21 protein-coding genes are annotated in these 24,915 nt (G+C 71.2%); 4 read left to right on the top strand and 17 right to left on the bottom strand.

What is annotated here, in order from left to right:
• Positions 1 to 45 precede the first annotated feature (45 nt).
• From AB0H57_RS29855 to AB0H57_RS29865, 3 genes are all read right to left on the bottom strand, one after another.
• The gene (locus AB0H57_RS29855; RefSeq protein WP_357512015.1) at positions 46 to 687 is read right to left on the bottom strand and encodes a hypothetical protein; all 642 of its coding nucleotides are present in this window, start codon (positions 685 to 687) and stop codon (positions 46 to 48) included.
• Positions 688 to 1,299: 612 nt separating this feature from the next.
• A complete protein-coding gene (locus tag AB0H57_RS29860) occupies positions 1,300 to 1,965 on the bottom strand; it encodes a hypothetical protein (protein WP_357512016.1) in 666 nt (221 codons plus the stop codon).
• A gap of 16 nt (positions 1,966 to 1,981) precedes the next feature.
• Positions 1,982 to 2,686, bottom strand: a complete 705-nt coding sequence (locus AB0H57_RS29865; RefSeq protein ID WP_357512017.1) for a C40 family peptidase — start codon at positions 2,684 to 2,686, stop codon at positions 1,982 to 1,984.
• Between the two features lie 523 nt (positions 2,687 to 3,209).
• Here AB0H57_RS29865 and AB0H57_RS29870 point away from each other — a divergent pair.
• On the top strand, positions 3,210 to 4,769 hold the full coding sequence (locus AB0H57_RS29870; RefSeq protein WP_357512018.1) for a helix-turn-helix domain-containing protein: 1,560 nt from the start codon (positions 3,210 to 3,212) through the stop codon (positions 4,767 to 4,769).
• Between the two features lie 57 nt (positions 4,770 to 4,826).
• Here the strand turns inward: AB0H57_RS29870 and AB0H57_RS29875 are convergent, their stop codons facing one another.
• The 9 genes from AB0H57_RS29875 to AB0H57_RS29915 form a co-directional block, all read right to left on the bottom strand.
• Positions 4,827 to 6,653, bottom strand: a complete 1,827-nt coding sequence (locus AB0H57_RS29875) for an alpha/beta hydrolase-fold protein (RefSeq protein WP_357512019.1) — start codon at positions 6,651 to 6,653, stop codon at positions 4,827 to 4,829.
• Positions 6,654 to 7,317: 664 nt separating this feature from the next.
• Positions 7,318 to 8,622 carry a cellulose binding domain-containing protein gene (locus AB0H57_RS29880; RefSeq protein WP_357512020.1) on the bottom strand — a complete coding sequence of 435 codons (1,305 nt, stop codon included), beginning with the start codon at positions 8,620 to 8,622 and terminating at the stop codon, positions 7,318 to 7,320.
• Between the two features lie 654 nt (positions 8,623 to 9,276).
• Positions 9,277 to 9,960: a response regulator gene (locus AB0H57_RS29885; RefSeq protein ID WP_357512021.1), complete on the bottom strand. Its 684-nt coding sequence runs from the start codon at positions 9,958 to 9,960 to the stop codon at positions 9,277 to 9,279.
• Entirely contained in the window at positions 9,957 to 12,497 is a 2,541-nt protein-coding gene (locus AB0H57_RS29890; RefSeq protein ID WP_357512022.1) for a DUF4118 domain-containing protein, read from the bottom strand. The genes AB0H57_RS29885 and AB0H57_RS29890 overlap by 4 nt, the downstream gene beginning before the upstream one ends.
• A 71-nt stretch (positions 12,498 to 12,568) precedes the next feature.
• Positions 12,569 to 13,450, bottom strand: coding sequence for a potassium-transporting ATPase subunit C (locus tag AB0H57_RS29895; RefSeq protein ID WP_357512023.1), 882 nt, complete (start codon positions 13,448 to 13,450; stop codon positions 12,569 to 12,571).
• Positions 13,450 to 15,630 carry a potassium-transporting ATPase subunit KdpB gene (gene kdpB, locus AB0H57_RS29900; RefSeq protein WP_357512024.1) on the bottom strand — a complete coding sequence of 727 codons (2,181 nt, stop codon included), beginning with the start codon at positions 15,628 to 15,630 and terminating at the stop codon, positions 13,450 to 13,452. The genes AB0H57_RS29895 and kdpB overlap by 1 nt, the downstream gene beginning before the upstream one ends.
• Positions 15,631 to 15,650: 20 nt before the next feature.
• Positions 15,651 to 17,306, bottom strand: coding sequence for a potassium-transporting ATPase subunit KdpA (gene kdpA / locus AB0H57_RS29905; protein WP_357512025.1), 1,656 nt, complete (start codon positions 17,304 to 17,306; stop codon positions 15,651 to 15,653).
• Positions 17,306 to 17,395: a K(+)-transporting ATPase subunit F gene (gene kdpF, locus AB0H57_RS29910; RefSeq protein ID WP_357512026.1), complete on the bottom strand. Its 90-nt coding sequence runs from the start codon at positions 17,393 to 17,395 to the stop codon at positions 17,306 to 17,308. Before kdpF ends, kdpA begins: the two co-directional genes overlap by 1 nt.
• Positions 17,396 to 17,632: 237 nt before the next feature.
• Entirely contained in the window at positions 17,633 to 18,190 is a 558-nt protein-coding gene (locus AB0H57_RS29915; protein WP_357512027.1) for a hypothetical protein, read from the bottom strand.
• Positions 18,191 to 18,261: 71 nt separating this feature from the next.
• On the opposite strand from AB0H57_RS29915, the gene AB0H57_RS29920 reads away from it, so the two are divergent.
• The gene (locus AB0H57_RS29920; protein ID WP_357512028.1) at positions 18,262 to 18,864 is read left to right on the top strand and encodes a TetR family transcriptional regulator C-terminal domain-containing protein; all 603 of its coding nucleotides are present in this window, start codon (positions 18,262 to 18,264) and stop codon (positions 18,862 to 18,864) included.
• Between the two features lie 340 nt (positions 18,865 to 19,204).
• On the opposite strand, the gene AB0H57_RS29925 is transcribed toward AB0H57_RS29920, so the two are convergent.
• Together AB0H57_RS29925 and AB0H57_RS29930 are read right to left on the bottom strand one after the other, a co-directional pair.
• Complete coding sequence (locus AB0H57_RS29925) at positions 19,205 to 19,537, bottom strand: putative quinol monooxygenase (RefSeq protein WP_357512029.1); 333 nt, start codon at positions 19,535 to 19,537, stop codon at positions 19,205 to 19,207.
• 72 nt (positions 19,538 to 19,609) lie between these two features.
• A complete protein-coding gene (locus AB0H57_RS29930; protein ID WP_357512030.1) occupies positions 19,610 to 19,828 on the bottom strand; it encodes a hypothetical protein in 219 nt (72 codons plus the stop codon).
• Positions 19,829 to 20,076: 248 nt separating this feature from the next.
• Here AB0H57_RS29930 and AB0H57_RS29935 point away from each other — a divergent pair, with 248 nt between their 5' ends.
• Entirely contained in the window at positions 20,077 to 20,832 is a 756-nt protein-coding gene (locus AB0H57_RS29935) for a class I SAM-dependent methyltransferase (protein ID WP_357512031.1), read from the top strand.
• A 44-nt stretch (positions 20,833 to 20,876) separates the two neighbouring features.
• On the opposite strand, the gene AB0H57_RS29940 is transcribed toward AB0H57_RS29935, so the two are convergent.
• From AB0H57_RS29940 to leuC, 3 genes are read right to left on the bottom strand one after another with little or no spacing between them, the layout of a single operon-like run.
• Entirely contained in the window at positions 20,877 to 21,659 is a 783-nt protein-coding gene (locus tag AB0H57_RS29940; RefSeq protein WP_357512032.1) for a Sua5/YciO/YrdC/YwlC family protein, read from the bottom strand.
• A 52-nt stretch (positions 21,660 to 21,711) separates the two neighbouring features.
• Positions 21,712 to 22,350 (bottom strand): 3-isopropylmalate dehydratase small subunit, encoded by a 639-nt coding sequence (gene leuD, locus AB0H57_RS29945; protein ID WP_357512033.1) that lies wholly within the window; start codon positions 22,348 to 22,350, stop codon positions 21,712 to 21,714.
• An 11-nt stretch (positions 22,351 to 22,361) separates the two neighbouring features.
• Positions 22,362 to 23,756 (bottom strand): 3-isopropylmalate dehydratase large subunit, encoded by a 1,395-nt coding sequence (gene leuC, locus AB0H57_RS29950; protein ID WP_357512034.1) that lies wholly within the window; start codon positions 23,754 to 23,756, stop codon positions 22,362 to 22,364.
• 133 nt (positions 23,757 to 23,889) lie between these two features.
• Here leuC and rfbB point away from each other — a divergent pair, with 133 nt between their 5' ends.
• On the top strand, positions 23,890 to 24,876 hold the full coding sequence (gene rfbB / locus AB0H57_RS29955; protein WP_357512035.1) for a dTDP-glucose 4,6-dehydratase: 987 nt from the start codon (positions 23,890 to 23,892) through the stop codon (positions 24,874 to 24,876).
• Positions 24,877 to 24,915: the final 39 nt, after the last annotated feature.

Raw genomic sequence — 24,915 nt, forward strand, 5'->3', positions numbered from 1 at the left:
CGGCGGGTCCGCGCCACGCGGACCCGCCGGCCACCGCTCAGGGGGTTACTTCCGCATCCAGATCTGGTACGGCAGGCCCTTCTTGCCGTTCACGACGATCCGGATGTACGGGTTCTTGACCGAGATGCACCCGTACTTCGTGACGCAGTTCTCGACCCTGCCCTGCATCGTCGAGGCGTAGTGCGCGGTGCCCTTGCCGCTCTGCGTGTTGCTGACCAGACCACGGTCGAAGTTGAGGCCGTCGTTGTTCTTGATGTAGTGCCGGCGCTCCTTGATCGTGACCTTGCCCTTCTTGGACCAGCAGTAGTGCAGCACCTTGTGCCAGTCGAACGCCTTGGCGCCGAGCAGGGTGCGGTAGGAGATGTACCGGTCGGCCCGGTGGCAACCGGCCTTCTTGGCCACGGCGTTGGCCGTCAGCGCGCCACCCGCGAGCGAGGTCATCCCGGCGTCGGTGTCACCGGTCGACACGTCGACGATCCTGGTCTTCGACGGGTCGATCACCTGAGCGGCGACCGATCGGTGCTTGAGCAGCGCGACGCGGTCCTTGGCGGAGATCTCTCCGGTCCGCTTCACGTTGTCCAGGGCCCGGGCCACCTCGGCCGGCAGGCCACTGCGCGACTTCGCTGCGGAGATCCCGGCGATCCCGGCGAGCAGACCCGCCACCACGGTGAAGGCGACCGCGAGCAAGAAAATGTTGGTACGGCGACCCCAAAGGCGCGGGTTCGCGGTCGGTGCGACGTGACTCATTCTGGTGATTCCCTTCGCGATTTCTCGGTTCGGATGAATGCAGTTCCCGGGCTGCGGTCACCAGTAGAGCCGTTCGAACGGCGCTCCCCAATACGTCAAGCCGTACGGGACGAACCGGGATGTGGTTGGCACCCGTGTCGTGACTCGGTGCGCCTGTGTCTCGTCTCGTTCGCGGCCTGCCTCGGACGAGACACGGCCGGTGCTGATACGTTCCACCCCGCATCGGTCGTCCGGATCTGTCTTTGCGGACGGTGGCCTATTAGCTGCCCAAGTGGCGGCGCTTTCGACACAACCGCCATAGGCCGCTCGCACTCCGACCCGCTTCGGTGGCGGCGATCGGGCGTCTGCGGGGATGAGAACAAAAGAACCCGCAGGCATTCGGCCTGCGGGAACTGCTGTGCCCTTCGTTTCAAGAGCGAGTTGCGTGAACGGGGCCTCGAACGGTGTACCCGGTCGGGTTCGGACGGACGGCCCCGGGTGGCTCCCCAGATGGCGTGGGTCGTCCCGGGGTGGTCTCCCGACGTCGGAGACCACCCCGGGACGGGACCGGCGTCAGGGCCGGTCGCAGGGCGCGCTTCCGCCGTCGACGTTCGCCCCCGGCTCACCCGGCTCCACCACGCCGGGCTTGTCGGTCACCCCGGTCGGCGCGACGGCGACGACCCGCTGGTTCACGGGTTCCGTGTCGAGGCAGTCGTCCGACGAGTCCGCACCGCTCTCGTCACCCGCGTCATCGGCCGGGTCCTCTTCGGCGTCGGCGGTCCCGTCGTCGCCAGCGCAATCGTCGGCCCCGTTTGCGTCCTGGTCATCGTCGCCGTCCTGGTCACCGTCCTGGTCACCGTCACCGTCACCGTCCTGGTCCTGGTCGCCGTCGCCGTCCGCGTCCTGTTCACCGTCCGCGTCTTGGTCACCGTCACCGTCCTGGTCACCGTCACCGTCCTGGTCCTGATCGCCGTCGCCGTCCGCGTCCTGGTCGCCGTCGCCGTCCGCGTCCTGGTCACCGTCGCCGTCCGCGTCCTGGTCACCGTCCGCGTCCTGGCCCACGGCGGACTCCTGGTCGTCGGAGGTCTGGTCGTCGGAGGTCTGGTCGTCGGCCGGGTTGACGGTAGCGGTGCAGGTAGGCGCCGCGATCGCGAAACCGTTGGCGATCGCGAGGGCCCCCGCGATCAGAACGCCGGCGATCAGCAGCGGAAGAAGCTTGGTGATTCGCTTGGTCATCATGTCGGCTCCGATCGGGCTATCCGGCGTACGGGACGACGATGACCGGGATCTGGTCGGGCTCGGCGGGCGGCTGGGCGCCGCGCTTCGGCTTCGAAGTCGGCGTGGCAGCGGGCTTCTTCTCCGTTCCGTCGTTCGGCTCCGTCGAACCGGAGGCGGGACGTACCGCCGACTTGAGCAGGTGGCTGCGGTAGTACGAGTTCAGCCTCGTCTCGACGACCTTTCCTCTACCGCTCGACGCGTGGAGCATCCTGCCGTTCCCGGCGTAGATGCCCACGTGGTCGATCTCGCCGCCGTCCCAGTTGAAGAAGAGGAGGTCGCCGGGACGCAGATTCCCGGTGGAGACGGCCCGGCCCCTGCTCACCCCGTAGCTGTACTGTCCGGCCGCGGTGCGGTAGCTCCAGTCCAGCCCGGCCTTTCGGTAGGCGTAATAGGTGAGACCGGAGCAGTCGAAGACGTTCGACCCCTTGCCGCCCCAGACGTACGGGTCGCCCTTCTGCGCCCTGGCCTGGCACACCGCCCTTTCCGCGATGCTGCCGGAGCAGCCGGAGCTGGCGTTGGCGCCGGCGAGGCCGCCCAGTCCGACGAGAGCGCCGCCGATGAACGTCAGGGCGAGCAGGAGCTTGAGAATGCCGCGACGGCCGGATCCAGGCGCGTTGCGTCGCGAATCTGGTCGCGACGACGGCCCGGGGGGCGTAGGCGGGATGGCGTGCGATTTCAGCATGGTCCACTCCTCAGCGTGAGAATTGTGCGACGAGTGCACCTGTTCGGCCGGTGTCTCGAAAGGCCCTCCGACGTACGGGAAGGTCCGGACCGCAACGCCGGCCGAGGCGACCGTTCCGTCTCGAACCGAACCGCCCCGCCCTGTCCCGGCCAGGTACGCGGGCAGACAGTCCCGTACGGAATTGCGACGCCGCCCCTGTCCGGATCGGTTCCGAACACTGTTCTGGCTATGCGGAGCACCGGTCAGCGGTCTTTGCTTACTGCCGAGGCGTTCCGGGCCCGACGCCATCCATCCGATCAGTCGACCGTGAGGTAGGTGCCTCTTGACCCCGCCTGCGTCCAGACCGGCAACTGCCCAGCCCGGCTCCGGGGTCCCGGACCGGGGCGCCTTCCCGTCACACTCGTGGCGGGGAGACGTTCTGCCACGCCCCGCCCTCCGGTCGGCCCCCGCGCAACGGCTCAGCCGTGTAATCTCGCGTGCCGACACCACTGCTGTCCGTAGTGGACTGACGGAGGGCCAAGCGATGGACGACGGCGCCGACGAGGTCCAGCCTCGATCCGGGTCGGCTCCGGATCCTTTCGCCGCGACCTCGCCGGTTGAGTTCGTCGCGGCGATGCGGGCGTTGAAGGAGTGGTCCGGCCTCACCTTCCGGGAGTTGCAGCGCCAGGCGGACAAGTTCGGGGAGGCGTTGCCGCACAGCACGATCGCTGCCGTGCTGGCGCGGAGCAGCCTGCCTCGCGAGGCGCTGGTGACCGCGTTCGTCCGGGCCTGCGGGCTGGACGAAGCCACCGCCGCGTCGTGGCTCGCCACGCGCAAGCGACTCGCCGTCCAGTCGGCGCGGGCGGCTGCTCCGGGGGGCGGCGGGGGTCCTGATCCGATCACCGACAGCCAACCGCCCTCCCCGCCCGAGCCGGTAACCGACACGTCCGTGGGATGGAATGCACCTGACGAGACGGGCCGATCCCCCGCCCCGCAGGCAGACGCGGAACGCCTGCCCGTCCTGGCATCGGTGTTGCGGTCGGTGCCGCTGTCCGACCCGGAGTCGTCCTCCCCCGCGCCGGACGACGGCGCACTCAGGCCCGCGCCGCAGCACCAACCGGCAGCCACCGAGGGGCCGACCGGACCGGGTCCTGGGATTCAGGAGCCGGACCTGCCGTCGTCGGCCAGCCGGTTGGCGAGCGTGACCGCGGAGCGGACGGACGAGCGATGGGTCGGCATGCACCGGCACGACCCCGCGGAGGATGTACCCCGACCGGCCGGCCACCGCTGGCTGATCCCGCCGATCATGTATCGGACCGGCTGGGCCAGTCGGGTCCTGTCCGGCGTGCTCGTTCTGGTGATGGCTGCCATCGCGGTGGCGGTGGTCGCCCGCGCCCTCCGCGACTCGCCCGCAAGCACGGCGGGGTCGGACGGTCGGGCGGAGCTACCGCTCGACGAGCTCGATCGCGAAACCCTGCCGGCGGCTGTTCCGTCCAGCGTCCCGTCCCCGACCCGGTCACCGTCCACGTCCCGGTCACCGTCCGCGCCCCGGTCCGCGTCCGGGTCGGCCGCGCCGCAACCCAAGCCGAGCGGGTCGCCGTCGACGAAGCCGGCGACCGGCCGGTCGGTCCCCGCCGGGCCGGCCGGCGGGCCAGTCACCGGGCCGGTACGGCTGCGAGTGGCCCACACGGGCATGTGCGTGGGCGACGGGCCGGAGCTCTACAAATCGTCCGGTCGGACCGTACTGGGCCAGCACTCCTGCGCCTCGGCGTCGCCGCCGATCGTCCTCGAGCAGGTGTCCGGCACGGTGTATCGGATCAAGCTCGCCCACCCCCAGTACGGAATCGGGTGCGCGACGATCGACGCCAACGGACGCGTTGACGGCCTCCTGCTGGCTGGCGACGTCTGCGGCTCGGGACGGTCCGATCAGACCTTCACCTTCGAACCGCTCACCGGTGCGGGCGGCGGTTACCGGGTGCGCTCCGTGCCGGGCAAGGCGTACTGCATCGGCGTCTATGAGGAGCGACGGGACGTGGGAACCCAGCTCATCCAGACCAGCTGCTCCAGCGCTCTGGCACAGACCTTCATCGTTGACCGACGCTGACCGGCAGCCGGGCGGTGGGCCGACGACGGGAGGTCGCCGGCCCACCATGTCGAGCGGCTACCGAACCCGCAGCTGCTGGTGGACTGCCGCGTCGGGGGCGTAGGTCGGGTCACCGGAGTAGGCGACGTGGACCGGGTAGTTCCCCGCTGACAGTCCGGCGGTCGGCAGTTCGATGACGGCCGCGCCGTCGGTCAGCGCGACCACCTGCGTGGTGCCGCCGAAGGTGACGGTGATTTCACCGGTCACCGTCGCAGCCTTCTCGTGCTGGGTCTGTGCCCGCAGCTCGACGTCCAGCGTGAACGTGCCACCACGGACGACCGACGCGGGTGCGGCCTTCGCCTTGACCACGACGCCGGTCGTGCCCGGCGGCGTCAGGGTGACCTCGGCCGAGCCGGACTTGGTCGGGTCGACCACCGACGTCGCCACGACGGTGAGCGACGACGCGGTCTCGTCGGCGGCCACCGAGAGCCGACCGTCCGCGGAGATGGTCGTTGCGGCCGAGGCAGCTCCCTCGACCGACCACGTCACGGCGCCGCTGACGCCCTCGTTCGTGCTCACCTGAGCGGTGAACTGCTTCACCCAGTTCCAGCCCTGCGTCAGGTTCTCAGTCTCGGGCGTCACCGACACGGAGTCGACCCCCGACCACAGGTGGTCCCGGGCGAAGATCGTGAACAGCTGGCCCGCCGTCATTCCGTCGTGCGCGCCGGGGACCTGGGCCGTCTGGGCGGCGTACCCTCGCGCCCGGAAGTTGTTCGCGATGGCGTTCTGGGCGTTGAGGTTGCCCTCGAAGACACCGTTGCCGAGGAACACGAAGAGGTCCTCGTCCCCGACCGCGGCCGCGACGTTGTCGTAGTCCTGCGTCGTGAGGGCCGGGTTACCCGAGAAGTGCCCGTAGAACGCGAACGTGGTCGGGTAGCCCCTGATGACGTGGGCGCCCGTCATCCCGCCGTACGAGAACCCGGCGTAGGCACGCCCCGCACGCTTCGTCGAGACGTTGTAGGTCCGCTCGATGAGCGGGAGGATCGTCTGGACCAGGTTGTTGGCGGCGTTGGTCTGGTTGTAGGAGGCGAAGCCGAGGCTGGTGCCGGTGAAGTGGTTCCCCATGGTGACCACCACCGTCGGCTCGATCTCGCCCCTGGCCGTCATGTTGTCCAGGATGTTCGGGACATTCGCCGGGACCATGAAGTCGGTCTCGTCACCGAAGATGCCGTGGGCGAGGTACGCAACCTTGTACGGCTCCGCCCGGTTGGGGTCGTAGTTGGCCGGCAGGTAGACGCCGAGGTAGTGGCCGCTGTCGCCCAGAATCGTGGTGTAGGGGATGTACTTGACGGTGCCCCGCTTCGAGGGGTCCGCCATCGGCAGCTCGTATTCCGCGCGCGCCTTGAGCACCGGGTCGTTCTGCTTCTCGGCGTACGGCACGTACACGGCGTCGAGGACGTCGTTGTTCCTGACCCGGAACGAGGACTCGCCCGGGGGGCGAGGGTTCGTCGAGGCAGGATCCCAGATGCGCTTGTTCACCCAACCCTGGGTCGGGTCCCAGACCCGGTACCAGTAGCTGAGACCACCGGCGTGCAGCGGGAGCGAGACGGACCAGTATCCGTTCGAATCCCTGGTCATGTCCCGGAGGAACTCGGTGCCGCCGGCGTGGTACCGCCCCGGCTGCCACGCTTCGGGCTGATACCGGGTGGTGCCGGTATTGAGGTCGAGCAGAGTCAGGTCACCGGCAAGGCGGACCTGCGTGGCATTGGGATTGCGGTAGACGAACTTACCGGTGTATCCGGTCGGTGAATTCGGATCCGCCGTGACGGTCGCGCCTTCCACAATCGCCGGCTCGGCCGCGAGTGCAGCCGGCGCGGAGACGATGGCGCCTGCACCGAGTGACATGAACGCAAGCAACGAGACCGCGCGCCTCAGCCTGCGCCTTCCGATCGCCTTATTCATCTGAACATACTCCTCTGTGGTCTTTTCTCGTGGTCTTGTTCGGACACCGACAACTGAGTGCCTCCCTCTTTCACCTCCGATCGAGCTGATATGGCGTCTGAAAAGATCTAGGAACTGACCGGTGCGGGATTCACGCCTGAGCCGATACGTGCGGCGTCGGCGGGCGGAAGCGCCTCCTCCTGGGCATGCGGACTCTCCTGCCCGTCGATATGCCCCGCTCCGGCCCGCTATCGACCTGATGCTCAGCTAAATCGAATTAGCATGACGTAGTGTGGCCGGGCGCGCCTTGCGGTGTCAAGGGTGTCCAGGGCTGTCGCTTTGTCGGATCGCTCCTGGTCAGGACATCGATGAGAGCATCCTCGGCCCGCTACGCGAGGTGGTCACCGCCGCCCGCGAGCCACGGCCGGCCGATCGCCGTTCCCGTGCGGCCCGTGACGCCGGGCCGGCCAGCGCCGCCCGTTCGGCGACGGCCTCCGCACCCCGGCAGTCAGTGCGCTGTGGCCGGTTCCCGCCCCGCCGGCAGACTGACTCGTACTCTCCGCAGAGGCCGCGCCGCCGCCCCTGCGGGCCCGGAGCCAGCTGGCTCCGGGCCCTGGTGCCACCCAGCTCAGGGGCTGGTGCAGGTGAGGTTGCCGGGCGCGGTGGCGCCGTTGCCGGTGGCGGTGAACCCGAAGGTGGTCGAGGCGTTCGCGCCCAGCGTGCCGTTGTAGGGCGCGTTCTGGACGGTGACGTTGCCGGTGGTGCCCGTGTTGACACCGTTCCAGAGGCTGCTGATGGCCTGACCGCTGGCCAAAGTCAGCCGTACGGTCCAGCCGTTGATTGTGGTGGCGCTGTTGTTGGCCACGGTGACCTCGCCCTGGAATCCGCCGGGCCAGGTGTTGACCGTGTGGTAGGTGGCGGCGCAGGTGCCCGGACCACCGGTCGGCGGGGTCGTGGTCGGCGGCGCGGTCGTCGGGGGTGCGGTGGTGGGCGGCGTGGTCGTGGGGGGCGCGGTGGTGGGAGGAGTGGTGGACTCGAACTGGGTGAAGAACCGCCAGATCTCCCCCGAGGTCCAGGTCCTGGAGTCGTTGGGGCTGGGCGATCCGTCGACCGGGCTGGGCGTGTGGTCTCCGTCGAAGGCAGCCCACTGCACGGGGTAGCCGGCTCGGCAGCCGGAGTAGGCGGTGGTGATGTGGGTGAGGCTGCCTCGGCTCGGCTCGCGCGGGCTCTGCGCGGTGCAGCCGTTGTTCCTGACGAACGTGTCGCGCAGCGATCGACCCATGGAGATGTTCAGCACGCTGTCGTAGATGCCGTGGATGCCGAAGTAGGCGACGGGTTGGGTGCCGCCGTTACAACCGCTGAGGTTGGCCCCGGACAGGACGGTGACCGCGCGGATGACGGTGGGCCGGGCGCAGGCCACCGCATAGCTCATGGCCCCGCCGTAGCTCCAACCGAGCGCGAAGCGCTGGGTCGTGTCGACGCAGAGGTCGTTCTCGACCTGCCGGGAGATGTCGTCGAAGAGGGTCAGGTCCCGGCCGTTGGTGTTGGCCCAACCGGCGTCGATGCCCTGCGGCGCGACGAAGATCGTGCTGTTGTTCGACAGCGGCAGCAGCCCGTAGTAGCCGGCCGACGCGACGTTGTTCGCCGAGCCGTTCAGCCAGTGGAAGCCGAAGATCAGCCGGTAGGGGCGGTTTCGGTCGTACCCGTCCGGGATCCGCAGGATGTAGCTGCGATTCTGTCCGCCGCTCTGGATCGTGCGTGTCCCGCTGCTGAGCGTGGGGGCCTTGCCGCAGCCCGCGGTCGCCGCGAGGGTGCCGTTCGTCGCGGCCACCGCCGCTCCGCGGAAGCCGCCGGTCAGCGCCCCGGCGGCGGTCGCCGCCAGGAGAACCGCCGCGACGGCGACGGATGAGAAAAGCTGTGTACGTTTCACCATTGCTTGGCTCCTTGCCACTGATCGTCCTGTGCCGGTGGGCACGCGAAGTTGACCCGGAGACCGCCGGCCGTGCCCCGCTGGGACGGTGGGATGCGACGGGAAAGCTGGGCATGCGGCTGGGCCGGAGTCGTCCCGGCGACCGGCTGCGTCGGCTGGCATCGACGGGTGCCCGGACTGGTCACCGACCGACAAGGCGGCGGGAGGGCGTGCCCTCGGCGCCTCGCCGATTGACTGAGGTGACGGGGAGCGTGCCCTTCGCTCCCACGCCGAAAGATAGCAGTTTATCGATAACATGTTCAACCGGCCGCGTTGCGGAACAGGCCGCGGCGAGCCGGCAGATCCAGCCGCGTCGGTGCCGGTCGCCCGGCATCCGGCAGCCGCGCGGGGCGCCGCCGCGAGTCCGGGTGACGCGGTGGAGCGGGTGGTGGACGGTGCCGCTCAGATCCCGGCCCTGCCGAAACTATCGGTCGGGGAACCCGAAACTTTCCGAGAATCCAGTCGCATCGATGGGTGTGAGCGCTAACAGGACCTCGCCCAGCCGCCGGCAACCCCGCCGACTTCGCGGACCGCCTCGACCAACTGCTCGAGAAGGCCCGAGCACCGACCGGAACAGAAACGTCCGGGCTAGGCAGCCACGTAGGACGGTGGGGAGGGTCAGGGACGGTACCGGTAGCCCATGCCCGGCTCGGTGATCAGGTGCCGGGGGCGTGCCGGGTCGTCCTCCAGCTTGCGCCGCAGCCGCGCCATGTACTGCCGCAGGTAGTTGGTCTCGTGCTGGTACTCCGGGCCCCAGACGTCCCGGAGCAGCTGCCGCTGGCTGACCAGCTTGCCCGGGTTCCGCAGCAGCTTCTCCAGCATCGCCCACTGGGTCGGGGTCAGCTTCACCTCGCCACCGTCGTCCCGGATAACGGTGCGGTCGGCCAGGTCGACGGTGTGCCGGCCGATTCGCACCGCCGGACCGGCGACGGGGGTGGCCGGGCCGAGCCGCCGGGTGACCGCCCGGATCCGGGCCAGCAACTCGTCGATGCCGAACGGCTTGGTCACGTAGTCGTCGGCGCCCGCGTCCAGGGCGGCCACCTTGTCCTCGCTGCCGGCCCGTCCGGAGAGCACGATGATCGGCACGCTGCTCCATCCGCGCAGCCCTCGGATCACCTCGACGCCGTCCAGATCGGGCAGGCCCAGGTCGAGCACCACCAGGTCCGGCGGCCGGCCGGCGGCGGCCTTCAGCGCGGCGACACCACCAGCGACGACCTCCACGTCGTACCCCCGGGCCCGCAGGTTGATCCGCAGCGCGCGGAGGATCTGCGGCTCGTCGTCGACGACCAGGATCCGGGTCACTCCTCGCCCCTCTCCGGCGCGGCGGGTAGCCGCAGCACCATGGTGAGCCCGCCACCCGGGGTGGTCTCCGGGGTGAGGCTGCCGCCCATCGCCTCCGCCAGCCCTCGGGACAGGGCCAGGCCGAGACCCACGCCGGTGGTGTTGTCCCGGTCGCCAAGGCGCTGGAACGGCAGGAAGACGTGCTCCCACTGGTCCTCGGGGATTCCCGGACCGGTGTCGATGACCCGTAGCTCGACCTGCCCGGCGTGCGCGCTGGCGGTGATGGTCGGCGACCGGCCGGGCGGGCTGTGCCGCAGGGCGTTCGCCACGACGTTGACCAGCACCCGTTCCAGCAGGCCGGGGTCGGCGGTGGCGGCCGGCAGGTCCGCCGGGATGTCGGTGGTGACGTCCGCGGCGGCCGGTCCCAGCTCGTCCAGGGCCCGGGGTACGGCATCCTCCAGCCCGATCGCGCTGGCGCTGACCCCGAGTGCGCCGGCCTGCAACCGGCTCATGTCGAGCAGGTTGGCCACCAGCCGGCCCAACCGGTCCAGCGACTCGTCGGCGGTGGCGAGCAGCTCGGCCCGGTCGGCGGCGTCGAATTCCACGTCCGGACTGCGCAGGCTGCTCACCGCCGCCTTCGCCGAGGCCAACGGCGTACGCAGGTCGTGGCTGACCGCGGCGAGCAGCGCGGTGCGCATCCGGTCGGCCTCGGCGAGCGGCCGGGCGGCGGCCGCCTCCTCGGCGAGCCGTTCCTGCCGGAGCGCAACGGCGGCCTGCGCGGCGAACGCCTCGACGACGCGCCGGTCGGCGGCCTCCAGCCGCCGGCCGGCCAGCACCACGCTCAGCCGGTCGTCCACCGGCACCGCGGTCTCCCCGGCACCCGGGCTGCCCGGCGGCGCCTCGCCGACGCTCGCCACCACTCGCCAGGCGTTCTCCTCACGGGCCAGGTCCGGCCGCCCCCGCGCCTCGATGGCCAGTTCCAGCACGCTGACCGCGCGCAGCGCGAAGGTCTCCCGGAGCCGGTCCAGCAGCGCCGGCAGCGGGCGCTCACCACGCAGCACGCCGCCGGCCACGGTGGCCAGGGTCTGCGCGTCCGCGGAGGCGCGGGCGGCCTCCCGGGTACGCCGGGCGGCGACGTCCACCACCCAGCTGACCGCGACCGCCACGCCGACGAAGACGCCCAGGGCGAGCAGGTTGTCCGCCTCGGCGATGGTCAGGGTGTGGAAGGGCGGGGTGAAGAACCAGTTCAGCAGCAGGGAGCCGCCGAGCGCCGCGACCAGCGCCGGCCAGAGCCCGCCGACCAGTGCCACTCCGACCACCCCGGCGAGGAAGAGCAGGATGTCGTTGGTCAGGGTGAGGTCAGGCAGGGCGGCGAGCAGCAGCGTGAGCAGCGGTAGGCCCAGCCCGGCCAAGGCGAAGCCGAGCAGCCGGCGCCGCCGGGACAGCGCCGCCGGAACTCCCGCCGTACGCCGGCCGCGCCCGGCCTGGGCGTGGGTGACCAGATGGACGTCGATCGGGCCGGACAGCGCGGTGGTGGTCACCCCGACGCCCCTGGAGAACAGCTGCGCGAAGCGTCCGCGCCGGCTGGCGCCGAGCACGAGTTGGGTGGCGTTGACGCCCCGGGCGAAGTCGAGCAGCGCCGTCGGGACGTCGCTGCCGAGCACCTGGTGGTAGGTGCCGCCGAGACTCTCCGCCAGCACCCGTTGCCGGGCCAGCTGGGCCGGGTCGGCGCCGGTCAGCCCGTCGCTGCGCGCCACGTGCACGGCGAGCAGGTCGGCACCCCTGCCCCGGGCGGCGATCCGGGCCGCCCGGCGGACCAGCGTCTCCCCCTCGGGCCCGCCGGTGAGCGCGACCACCACCCGCTCCCGGGCCTCCCAGGTGGCGGAGATGCCCTGCTGCGCCCGGTACGCGTCGAGTTGTTCGTCGACCTTGTCGGCGAGCCAGAGCAACGCCAGTTCACGCAGCGCAGTGAGGTTGCCGACCCGGAAGTAGTTGCCCAACGCGGCGTCGACCCGGTCGGGTCGGTAGATGTTGCCGTGTGCCATCCGGCGGCGCAGCGCCTCCGGGGTCATGTCGACCAGCTCGACCTGCTCGGCGGCGCGCACGACGGCGTCCGGCAGGGTCTCCCGCTGGGTGGTGCCGGTGATCTGCGCGACCACGTCGTTGAGCGATTCGAGGTGCTGGATGTTGACGGTGGTCAGCACGTCGATCCCGGCGTCGAGAAGCTCGTGCACGTCCTGCCAGCGCTTGCCGTTGCGGGAGCCGGGCACGTTGGTGTGGGCCAACTCGTCCACCACGGCGATCTCGGGCCGGCGGGCCAGCACGGCGTCGAGGTCCATCTCGGTGAACTCGGCGCCCCGGTAGCTCAGCCGGCGCCGGGGTACCTGCTCCAGGTCGCCGAGCATGGCGGCGGTGTGCGGCCGGCCGTGCGTCTCCACAAGGCCGATCACCACGTCGGTGCCGCGTTCGGCCCGGCGTCGGGCCTCCTCCAACATCGCGTACGTCTTGCCGACTCCGGGCGCGGCCCCGAGATAGATGCGCAGCTCACCGCGCGCCATCGCGTCCCTCCCTCCGAAGGAAGGGTCCCCTGTTATCGCTTTTTGTATAGCAGGGGGCCCCGCCAAACAGGTCAGCGAACCGGGAACTCCCCGTCGAGGGCGAGGTTGAGTTCGAGCACGTTCACCGCGGGCGCGCCCAGGAAGCCGAGGGTCCGACCGGTGGTGTGCGCGGCGACCAGGCGCCGCACCGCCGCCGGGTCCGCGCCGCGCTCCCGCGCCACCCGGGCCACCTGGATCTCCGCGTACGCCGGGGAGATGTGCGGGTCGAGTCCGCTGCCGCTGGCGGTGACCGCGTCGGCGGGCACCGCGGGCCGCTCGGGAGCGTCACCCCGGACCGGCGTGATCAGGCCGCCGAGCGCAACGTAGTCCTCCCCCGGCTTCGCCGGCTCCACCGGCACCCCCTGCCAGCTGGCGACGAACGGTACGGCCGGGGCGGCCTGGTTGACGCTCACCACCCGGGTGACCGGGCCGGTCAGCCCGTCGCGGTGAAACACGGCCAGCACCGCGCCCACCCCGTCCGGGGTGCAGTACGGCCGTCGGCCGTCCACCCCGTCGAGTTCCCCGACGGCCCTGCTACGGGCGCAGACCTGGGTGAGCAGGCTGGCGGTGGAGTCCTCGGGGTCGGTGGCAATGGTGTCGACCACGCTCTCCGGGCCGAGGTTGCTGGCCGCGGTGGCGGTCGGGTCGTAGCCGTCACCGGCGGCGGAGGGGCGGGACTGGAAGTAGCGCGGGACGGGGTTGCCGTCCGCGTCGGCGAAGGACTGCCCGATCAGCGCGCTGCCGACGGTCTTTCCGCCGACGGTGACGAGCGAGCCGTCCGCCCGGTGGTCGAGGCCGGGGAGCCGGCCCACGGCAACCAGGGCGAGCGGGTAGGCCAGGCCGAGCAGGACGGTGAGGACGAGCACGGCGCGCAGGGCGGCCAGGTGCTGGGCGAGCCAACCGGGAAGGCGCATCAGGAAACCCCTGGGACGAACTGGACGAGCAGGTCGATGAGCTTGATGCCGACGAACGGCACCACGATGCCGCCGAGGCCGTAACGCCACAGGTTGCGGCGCAGCAGCGTGGCGGCGCTGGCCGGCCGGTAGCGGACGCCGCGCAGGGCCAGCGGGATCAGCGCGACGATGACGATCGCGTTGAAGACGACCGCGGAGAGGATCGCCGACTCGGGGCTGGCCAGCCGCATGACGTTCAGCCGGTCCAGCGAGGGGTAGATGCCGGCGAAGATGGCCGGGATGATCGCGAAGTACTTCGCGATGTCGTTGGCGATGCTGAATGTGGTCAACGCGCCCCGGGTGATCAGCAACTGCTTGCCGATCTCCACGATCTCGATCAGCTTGGTCGGGTCGGAGTCGAGGTCGACCATGTTGCCGGCCTCCTTCGCGGCCGACGTACCGGTGTTCATCGCCACCCCGACATCGGCCTGGGCCAGCGCCGGCGCGTCGTTGGTGCCGTCGCCGGTCATGGCGACCAGCCGGCCGCCCTCCTGCTCCTTCTTGATCAGGGCGAGCTTGTCCTCCGGCGTGGCTTCGGCGAGGAAGTCGTCCACGCCGGTCTCGTCGGCGATGGCCTTGGCGGTTCGCGGGTTGTCACCGGTGATCATCACCGTCCGGATGCCCATCCGGCGCATCTCGTCGAAGCGCTCCCGCATGCCGGCCTTGACGACGTCCTTGAGGTGGATCACGCCGAGGGCGCGCGCCGGCCGGCCGTCGACGTGTTCCGCAACCACCAGCGGGGTGCCGCCGGTGCCGCTGATCGCGTCGACCACCTCGCCGACCTGCTCGGTCGGGTGGCCGCCGTTCTCGCGTACCCAATTCAGCACCGCGGTGGCGGCGCCCTTGCGGATCCGCCGGATGCCGCCGGTGTCCTCCGCGTCCAGGTCCACGCCGCTCATCCGGGTCTGCGCGGTGAACGGTACGAAGGTGGCGTGCGGGATGAGGCCCGGCTCGCGCTCGCGCAACCCGAACCCGTTCTTGGCGAGCACCACCACCGAGCGGCCCTCCGGCGTCTCGTCGGCCAGGCTGGACAGTTGGGCGGCGTCGGCGACCGTCGCCGGGTCCACCCCCTCGACCGGCAGAAACTCGGCGGCCTGCCGGTTGCCCAGCGTGATCGTGCCGGTCTTGTCGAGCAGCAGCGTGTTGACGTCACCGGCCGCCTCGACCGCCCGGCCGCTCATCGCCAGCACGTTGCGCTGCACAAGCCGGTCCATGCCGGCGATGCCGATCGCGGAGAGCAGCGCGCCGATGGTGGTCGGGATGAGGCAGACCAGCAGCGAGACCAGCACGATCCCGGTGACCCCGGCATCGGTGATCGCCGGGGTGTCCGGTGCGGCGGCCTGCCAGCCCTTGGCGAAGATCGCCAACGGCTGGAGCGTGACCACCGCCAGCAGGAAGATGATCGTCAGCGCGGCCAGCAGGATGTTGAGCGCGATCTCGTTCGGCGTCTTCTGCCGGTTGGCACCCTCGACCAGTGCGATCATCCGGTCGATGAAGCTCTCGCCCGGCTGCTGCGTGATCCGCACGACGATCCGGTCGGAGAGCACCCGGGTGCCGCCGGTGACAGCGCTGCGGTCGCCCCCGGACTCGCGGATCACCGGGGCCGACTCGCCGGTGATCGCCGACTCGTCGACGCTGGCGATGCCCTCCACCACGTCGCCGTCGCCGGGGATGATCTGCCCGGCTTCGACCAGGACGACGTCTCCCTGCCGCAGCTGCGGCGCGGGCACCGCCTCGTCCCGGTACGCGTTGGCCGCCGCGCCCGGCGTCCAGCCGATCAGGCGGGTGGCGACGGTGTCCTGCTTCGCCCGGCGCAGCGTGTCGGCCTGGGCCTTGCCGCGCCCCTCGGCGACCGCTTCGGCCAGGTTGGCGAAGAGCACCGTCAGCCACAGCCAACCGGTGATCGCCAGCGCGAAGACCGACGGGTCGGTCGCCGTGAGCACGGTGGTGAAGAGCGCGCCGATCTCCACGATCAGCATCACCGGGTTGCGCCACAGGGTGCGCGGGTCGAGCTTGCGCAGCGCGTCCGGCAGCGACCGGAGCAGCTGCCCCGGGTCGAGCAGGCCGCCACCGGCCCGGTCGCCCCGGGTGGCCGGTGTGCCGGGGACCGGCCCGTCGGCGGTGTCGAGAGGTGCGGTCATGTCCTTGTCTCTCATGGTGGTCACAGCCCTTCGGCCAGCGGGCCGAGCGCGAGGGCGGGGAGAAAGGTCAGCGCGACGAGGATCACCGTGACCCCGACGACCATGCCGACGAAGAGCGGCTTGTGGGTCGGCAGGGTGCCCTCCGACGCGGGGGTGGGCGGCTGGTGGGCGAGCGAGCCGGCCAGGGCGAGCACGAAGATGATCGGCAGGAACCGGCCGAGCAGCATGCACAGGCCCAGCGCGGTGTTCCACCACGGCGTGTCCACGGTGATGCCGGCGAACGCCGAGCCGTTGTTGTTGCTCGCCGAGGTGAACGCGTAGAGCACCTCGGAGAGCCCGTGCGGCCCGAGGTTGAGCGCGGTGGAGTTGTTGCCGGTGGCGAAGGCGGCGGCGGTGCCGGTGAGCACCAGCGCCGGGGTGACCAGAAAGTACATCGAGGCGAACTTGATCTCGCGGGATCCGAGCTTCTTGCCCAGGTACTCAGGGGTGCGGCCGACCATCAGGCCGGCGACGAAGACCGTGATCACCGCGAGCACCAGCAGCCCGTACAGGCCGGTGCCGACGCCGCCCGGGGCGACCTCGCCGAGCATCATGTTGCCCAGCGTCATCATCCCGCCCAGCGCCGTGTACGAGTCGTGGAACGAGTTGACCGCGCCGGTCGAGGTGAGCGTGGTGGCCGCGGCGAAGGTGGCCGAGTTCGACACGTCGAACCGCACCTCCTTGCCCTCCAGCGCCGCGCCGACCGCCTGCGGCACCGTGCCGTGGCCGGCCAGCTCGAAGACGTTGGTCAGGGTGACGCTGGCCAACGCGAGGATCGCCATCACCGCGGCGATCGCGTAACCCTGCCGGTGCTGGCCGATCAGCCGGCCGAAGACCCGGGGCAGGCTGAACGGGATCACCAGGATCAGGAAGATCTCCAGCCAGTTCGTCCACGCGGTCGGGTTCTCGAACGGGTGGGCGCTGTTGGCGTTGTAGAAACCGCCACCGTTGGTGCCCAACTCCTTGATGACCTCCTGGCTGGCCACCGGCCCGCCGGTGATCGTCTGGCCGCCGCCGGTCAACGTGGTCACGTCGGTGCCGCCGGAGAGGTTCTGCACCACCCCGCCGAGCATCAGCACGACCGCGCCAAGCACCGCGACCGGCAGCAGGATCCGCAGCGTCACCCGGGTCAGGTCGACCCAGAAGTTGCCCAGCTCGCCGGTGCGGCTGCGGGCGAAGCCGCGGACCAGCGCCACCGCAACGGCGATGCCGACCGCGGCGGAGACGAAGTTCTGCACCGCCAGACCGGCCATCTGCACCAGGTGACCCATGGTCGACTCACCCGAGTACCACTGCCAGTTCGTGTTGGTCACGAAGGAGACGGCAGTGTTCCATGCGCCGTGCGGCACCACCGGGTCGAGACCCAGCGACAGCCAGAGGTGGTTCTGCAATCGCTGGAGCGCGTACAGGAACAGGAGGGAGACGGCAGAGAAGGCCAGCACGCTGCGGGCGTACACGCCCCAGGTCTGCTCGGCGGCTGGATTGACCCCGACCAGGTGGTAGATCCCCCGCTCCAGGCGGGAGGACCGGGTGCCGGAGACCACCCGGTACATGTGGTCGCCGAACGGCCGGTAGACGGCGACCAACGCCAGCACCAGCGACAGGACGACGAGCACCCCGGCGATGGTCGTGCTCATCAGAAGCGCTCCGGGAACAGCAGGGCGACGACCAGGAAGACGCCCAGACCGATCGCCAGCACCAGGCCGGCGGCGTTGACGACGCTCACCGCTTCTCCACGCCCCTCACCAGCAGGGCGAGGGCCGCGAACAGCCCCACCGTCAGCAACACGAACAGCACGTCGGACACGGCTGACCCCTCTTACCGGATTCGTTCTCGCGGCCGCCTCCCGGCCGCGCCGGGCAATCAAAACGCCACACTCGTCATCCGGACAGGGGCTATAACGCGACCGTGACGGCGGCCGGCGCTTTCTTGACGCGTTCTTCACGCCGGTGGCCGGCGCGGGTCAGCCTCCGGTTGCCGCGTTTCGTGGCCGGCGCTTGGGGAAAACGGTGTACGCGACCGGCCAGAAGACCAGCCAGCCGGCCATGACCAGGCTGAGCCGGCCGATCCAGGACTCCAGTTCCCGGGTCCGCTCGGCGTCGCCGACCAGCACGATGGCGGCGAGCAGCAGCGCGCAGGCCACCGCCCAGCCGAGCATGCCCTTGCCCCACTCCCGCCACTCGGACCGCGCCCGGGCCAGGCCGTACCGGGGCGGCCGGACCGGCGGCGGCCCGCCGGCGAACCGGTGAGCGAACCGCTGGTCGGCCCAGCGCACCATCGAATGGCCGAAGGCGACCGAGAAGCCCAGGTACGCGGCGGCGAGGCCGTGGGCGAAGGTGGCGGTTGCGCCGCCGCGCAGGTCGACGATCGTGGCGGCCAGCAGCACCAGATCGATCAGGGGCACCGCGAGCAGCAGCGCACCGCCCAGGCGCGGCCGGCGCAGGGGGTAGCGCGCGACGAGCCCGGCCAGCAGCAGTACCCAGAAGGCCACCTCACAGGCGACGATCAGTCCGACCAGCATGACCACTCCTTTTTAGTACGCTGTGCGATAACCGTAGCAGCGGCTGTCACGCCCGACTGAACGGAGGACCGGTGCCGAAGATCGTCGATCGGGACGAACGCCGCGCCGAACTGGCCGAGGCGCTCTGGCGGGTCGTCTGCCGGGACGGCGTCGCGGCGGCCACCGTCCGCAGCGTCGCCGCAGAGGCGGGCTGGTCGCCCGGTGCGCTTCGGCACTACTTTGCCACCCAGACGGAGCTGCTCGCCTTCGCCATGGAGCACGTCATCGCCCGGGCGACCGAGCGACTGACCGCCCGCACCTGGACCGGATCGATCCGCGAGGTGGTGCAGCAACTGCTGGAGGAATTGCTCCCGCTGGACCGGCAACGCACCCGCGAGGCCGAGGTCTGGCTGATACTCGCCGCCCGTACCCGGACCGACCCCGAGACCGGGACGCTGATGCGGGAGGCCGACGACGGCGTCCGGCGCGCCTGCGCCTCAGCCGTCGGCGCGCTCGCCGGAGAGGGGCTCGTCGCCCCGGGTCGCGAACCCGACCTGGAGACGGCCCGCCTGCACGCCCTGCTGGACGGGCTCACCCTGCACGCCCTGCTGCACCCCGACCTCATGCCGCCGGAGCGGGTCAGGGCCCTGCTGGCCGATCACCTGGACGGGCTGCGGCACGAGCGGAAACCCTGAGGCTGGCCCGCCAGCAGCCCCGGCACCGGTGCCGGTGCCGGTGCCGGTGCCGGGGCTGCTGGCGGGGCGCCGGGGCTGGGGCGCCGGGGCGCTCTCGCACGCTTTGCTCTGCTTCAAAGCACGCAACACTCCGCCGGCATTTCCGTTGCCTCTGCTGAAGCAGAGCAAACGGCGCGGAGCGCGGGTGGACCGGCCGGCCGGCCGAGGGGTGGGTGGGTGGGTGGGTGGCGATGGCGCGGGCGTCGAGAAGCCGGGCGACGGCCCCGCCGACCGCCAGCGTGCTCGACCCCACGTCCCGGTTGGTTCGACAGCTCAGCCCGCCCCGGGACGATTCGACGGCTCAGCCCTGCGGGGACACCGCCATCTCGCCGAGTTCCGACCAGCCGTCCTGCGGCACCGTCACGTTGACGATCCGGGGCGTCTCGGCCAGGTGCGGCGGGAGCGTCCGCTGGGCCTGGCGGAAGTGCTCGGACTGCACGTGCGCGGCGCCGGCCTCGTCGTCCCGGAACGCCTCCACCAGCACGTACTCGGTGGGGTCGTCGAGGCTGCGGGACCAGTCGAACCAGAGGCAGCCCGGCTCTGCGCGGGTGGCCCGGGTGAAGTCACCGGCGATCTCGGGCCAGCGGTCGGCGTCCTCCGGCCGGACCCGGAACTTCGCGGTAATGAAGATCATCAGCTCTCCTCTCGGTGGCCACCCGGCCTCAGCGCCGGACGGATCGGTCGGTCCGACCAGTACCCGGCGGGCTCAGCCGCCCAACCGGCGGACCATGTTCATGATGGCCTCCACCTGCGCGCCGCCCTTGATCGGGTAATTGGTGGCACCCAGGTTGGCCCGGTCGACGAAGGCGGTGCCCACCCGGGCGTAGCCCTGAGCGCAGCCGTGCAGGGCGACCAGCAGCCGGCAGCTCTGCCCGGCGGCGCAGGACGCCGGCACGTACGCGAAGCCGTGCGGGCGGGCACGCACGCCGAAGGGACAAGAGCAGGAGCACGGCCGCGACGAGCGTGCTGGTGGTCTTCCGCGGTGTGGTCATGACGTCCTCCGTCCCGCCGGCGCAGGACGGCACCGGCGGGCACCGACGCTACGTGACATAGACCACAGCAGATGTCTGCACCGGCGACACCGCCGCCGGGTGGGCCATGTGGGCCGGCCACGCCGGGAATTCCGTTGGCCCGGCCGCCCCGGTTCCCTACGCTGGCCGCCACCAACCTGGAGTGACCGCCTTGGACCTGCCACGTAGCTTCGTCATCCGCGAGGGCGACCTTCGCATCCTCAACCCGTACGACGCCGGCAAGCTCGCCACGCTGGGCCGCGCGCTCAGGCTCCGGCCCGGCACCTCGATCCTCGACCTGTGCAGCGGCAAGGGCGAGTTGCTCTGCACCTGGGCCCGCGACCACGGCATCGTCGGCACCGGTGTGGACATCAGCACCGCGTTCACCGCCGCCGCCCGGGAGCGCGCCGCCGAACTCGGCGTCGCCGACCGGGTCCGGTTCGCGCACGGCGACGCTGCGGTGTTCGTACCCGAATCGCCGGTCGACGTGGCCGCCTGCGTCGGCGCCACCTGGATCGGCGGGGGTGTCCCCGGCACGCTGGAGATCCTGGCCCGGAGCCTGCGCCCCGGCGGGCTGGCGCTGGTGGGCGAGCCCTACTGGCGGCTGGAGCCGCCGGACGAGCAGACCGTGCGGGGCTGCCACGCCGAGTCGAGGGACGACTTCCACGACCTGCCCGGCCTGGTCGCGCTCTTCGGCACCCTCGGCTGGGACCTGGTCGAGATGGTCCTCGCCGACCAGGACAGCTGGGACCGGTACGCCGCCGCCCACTGGCTGAACCTGCGCCGCTGGCTGGACGCCAACCCGGACGACGAGCTCGCCGGAGAGCTGCGCCGGGAGCTGACCGAGGACCCGCTGCGTCACGTGACGTACCGGCGGGAGCATCTGGGCTGGGGTGTCTTCGCGCTGGTCCGCCGGTGACCGGTTCGCGGGCCGGGCCGTCGCCCGGCCCGCGACCGGCGGGATCAGTAGTACTGGCCGTGCCGGTAGTCCCAGGACGGGAACGTCTGGGCCAGGTTCTCCATGATCCGGTCGCAGTCCAGGCCGCGGCGGATCAGCACCGGGCACGGGGTGACCGACCGCTGGCCGTGCTGCTCCGGCACGAGCCGCCCGGCGGAGTCCACCATGGAGACCATCACGCCCTGCTCGTGCCGGCTGTGCTCGTCCTTGCCGGGCTGAATGGAGGCGACGTAGTCGTCGGCGGCGAGGATGAAGTCCGCCTCCCGCTCGATCCGCGCACCGATCCCGTCGACCCGGCCCTTGTTACCCACCCCGGAGGGGTTGGCGGAGCTGGCGAAGGTCAGCGTGCGGGACGCCCACATCCGCTCCACCAGCTGTTCGGCCGGCCGGCCGAACCGGATCACGAAGCAGCTGGTGCCCCGGGAGTCCATCACCAGCTCGTGCGCCGTCGGGTCGGGGATCAGCGCCTTGGCCTCCTCCCGCCAGGGCAGGATGCAGCCGAGCAGGACGTCCTGCTCCCAGTGGGTGGTGTAGAAGCGCAGGATCTCGTCGTTGAGCACGGCCAGCTCCTGGAGCTGCGCCAGGTCGGCGCAGAGCACGACGCCCGGCTTGTCCCGGCGGCGCTGCTTGGCGTCGAACTTGCGCTCCAGGCCGGCCCCGTCGGTGGTCATCAGGATGTAGCCGACCTTCGTCGCGGCCACGACCAGCCCGCCCTCAGCGGCCAGCGCGCGTACGGCCTCGTCCGGCGCGGAGCCCGGCCACTGTACGCGCGCCACGGTGGTGGTCATGAAAGATCAACCTCGCTTCTCGTGCTGGTTGCCCCGGACGGGGGCATGGCTGCTACTGCTCGACGCCGGAGAGCTCGAACGGGGACTCGACCTGGCCGTTGGTGCGGGGCATCCAGAACGGGCGGCGCTCCTCGTGCCGGCGGATCTGCTCGTCGAGGTCGAGCGCGAGGTCGATCAGGTCCTTGCCGTTGGTCAGCCGGTACCGCGCCCCCTCGTCGATCTCGAACGGGACGTCGACCACCCCGGCCGCCGCGCAGGTGACCGTCCGGGCGAGCAGGTCGACCGTGACCGGGGCGCTCGCGTCCTTGGTCACCGCGTCCAGCACCCGCCGGCAGGAGGGCCCGTCCAGGGTGACCGGCACCAGGCCGACGTTGGGCAGGTTGTTGCGGAAGATGTCGGCGAAACTCGGCGCGATGATCGCCTTGAAGCCGTAGTCGCGCAGCGCCCACGGCGCGTGCTCGCGGGACGACCCGCAACCGAAGTTGGGGCCGGCGACGAGGATCGTGGCGCCCCGGCGCTCCGGCTGGTTGAGCACGAAGTCGGGGTCGCGGCGCCACTTCTGGAACAGGCCGTCCTGGAAGCCGGTCCGCTCGACCCGCTTCATCCACACGGCGGGGATGATCTGGTCGGTGTCGACGTCGGAGGCGTCCAGCGGCACGGCGGTGCCGGTGATGGTCTCGATCTTGTCCATGACGGTCCCTCTCAGTCGACCGCGGCGGCGGTGAGGCGGCCGGAGATGGCGGTGGCGGCCGCGACCCGCGGCGAGACGAGATGGGTACGGGCGCCGGGGCCCTGCCGCCCCTCGAAGTTGCGGTTCGAGGTCGAGGCCGCGTGGGTGCCCGGCTCCACCACGTCGCCGTTCATCGCGATGCACATCGAGCAGCCCGGGTTGCGCCACTGGAAGCCGGCGGCGGTGAAGACCGCGTCCAGCCCTTCGGCCTCGGCCTGCCGCTTGATCTGCTCCGAGCCCGGCACCACCAGGGCGGTGATCCCCTCGGCGACCGCCCGGCCCTTGACCACGTCGGCGGCGGCCCGCAGGTCCTCCAGCCGACCGTTCGTGCAGGAGCCGATGAAGACCGTCCGGATCGGGATGTCGGCGATCCGCTGACCCGGCCGCAGCCCCATGTAGGCCAGCGCGCGGGTGGCGGCGTCCCGGGCCCCCGGGTCGGTGATCGCGGCCGGGTCCGGCACGGCGCCGTCGATGTCGGTGGTCTGCCCCGGGTTGGTCCCCCAGGTCACCTGCGGCCCCAGCCCGTCCAGGTCGAGCTCCACCACCTTGTCGAAGACGGCGTCCGGGGCGCTGCGGTAGGTGGCCCATGCGGCCTTCGCCCGCTCCCAGTCCGCCCCGGCGGGCACCCGCTCCCGTCCCTCGAGGTACGCGAAGGTGGTCTCGTCGGGCGCGACCAGGCCGCTGCGGGCGCCGGCCTCGATCGCCATGTTGCAGAGGGTCATCCGGCCCTCCATGCTCATCGCGTCGATCACCGGGCCCTGGAACTCGATCAGGTGGCCGGTGCCGCCGTCGGTGCCGATCGCCCGGATCACCGCCAGCGCCACATCCTTCGCGGTGGCCTGGGGCGAGATGGTGCCGGTCAGCCGGACGAGCATGCTCCTGGGCTTGGCCATCCGCAGCGTCTGGGTGGCCAGCACGTGCTCCACCTGGCTGGTGCCGATGCCGAAGGCCACCGCGCCGAAGGCGCCGTGGGTGGCGGTGTGGCTGTCGCCGCAGACGATGGTCATGCCGGGCAGGGTGAGGCCCATGTGCGGCCCGATGACGTGCACGATGCCCTGGCCGAGGCTGTTCATCGGGTGCAGCTCGATGCCGAACTCGCGGCAGTTGCGGATCTGGAGCATGAGCTGCCGCCGGCCGATCTCGTCGGCGAGCGGGACCTGCCGGCTGCTGGTCGGCACGTCGTGGTCGGCGGTGGCCACGGTCAGGTCCGGCCGGCGGACCGGGCGCCCCGACTCCCGAAGCCCCTCGAACGCCTGGGGCGAGGTGATCTCGTGAATGAGGTGCATGTCGATGAAGATGAGCTCCTCACCGGCACCCTCGATCACGTGCTCCGCCCAGATGCGTTCGACAAGCGTTCTCTCGGCCACGATCCTCATCTCACACTGTGGATTGGGTGTCTACATTCTGGGCCAATAGTGGCCCGCGTGCCTGGCCAGGGTCAAAAGCCGACCACCAGTTGGGATGGATCGGCGGGCCCGCGGATGACCTAGGCTCCGGCGTGTGCGAGTCCTCGTCACCGGCGCCGCCGGGTTCATCGGGTCCCACTACGTCCGCACCCTGTTGACCGGGGGCTACCCGGCCTACCGGGACGCCCGGGTGACGGCACTCGACGCGCTCTCGTACGCGGGCAGCCGGGCGAACCTGGCCCCGGTCGCCGACCGGCCGGGGCTGACCTTCGTCCGGGGCGACATCCGCGACACCGCGCTGCTGGACGACCTCCTCCCCGGCCACGACGTCGTCGTGCACTTCGCGGCCGAGTCGCACGTCGACCGGTCGATCATCGACGCGACGCCGTTCGTCAGCACCAACGTGCTGGGCACCCAGTGCCTCCTCGACGCGGCGGTACGGCACCGGATCGGCCGGTTCGTGCACGTCTCCACCGACGAGGTGTACGGCTCGATCGACGCCGGGTCCTGGCGGGAGACCCAACCGCTCGCCCCGAACTCCCCGTACGCGGCCTCGAAGGCCGGCGGGGACCTGCTGGTCCGCGCCGCACACCGGACCCACGGCCTGGACATGGTGATCACCCGCTGCGCCAACAACTACGGGCCCTACCAGTTCCCGGAGAAGCTGATTCCGCGCTTCGTGACCGACCTGCTCGACGGCGGGCAGGTGCCGCTCTACGGCGACGGGGAGCACGTGCGGGACTGGGTGCACGTCGACGACCACTGCCGGGGCCTCCAGCTGGTGCTGGAGCAGGGGCGCCCCGGCGAGGTCTACCACGTGGGCGGCAGCGTCGAGCTGACCAACCGGGAGCTCACCGGGCGGCTGCTCGCCGCGTGCGGCGCCGGCTGGGACCGGGTGCGGCGGGTGGCCGACCGCAAGGGCCACGACCGCCGCTACTCGCTGGACAGCACCAAGATCAGTGAAGAACTCGGGTACACGCCGCGAATCCCCTTCGACGCCGGTCTCGCCGACACCGTCCGCTGGTACCGGGAAAACCGCGCCTGGTGGGAGCCGCTGAAGCAGGGCGGGGGCCCTGGTTGACAGACGTCTGTCAACCCGACACCGGACACCCAGGGCCCC

Origin of the sequence: Micromonospora sp. NPDC050686 (genome assembly GCF_040654475.1) — a bacterium.
Lineage (GTDB): Bacteria > Actinomycetota > Actinomycetes > Mycobacteriales > Micromonosporaceae > Micromonospora.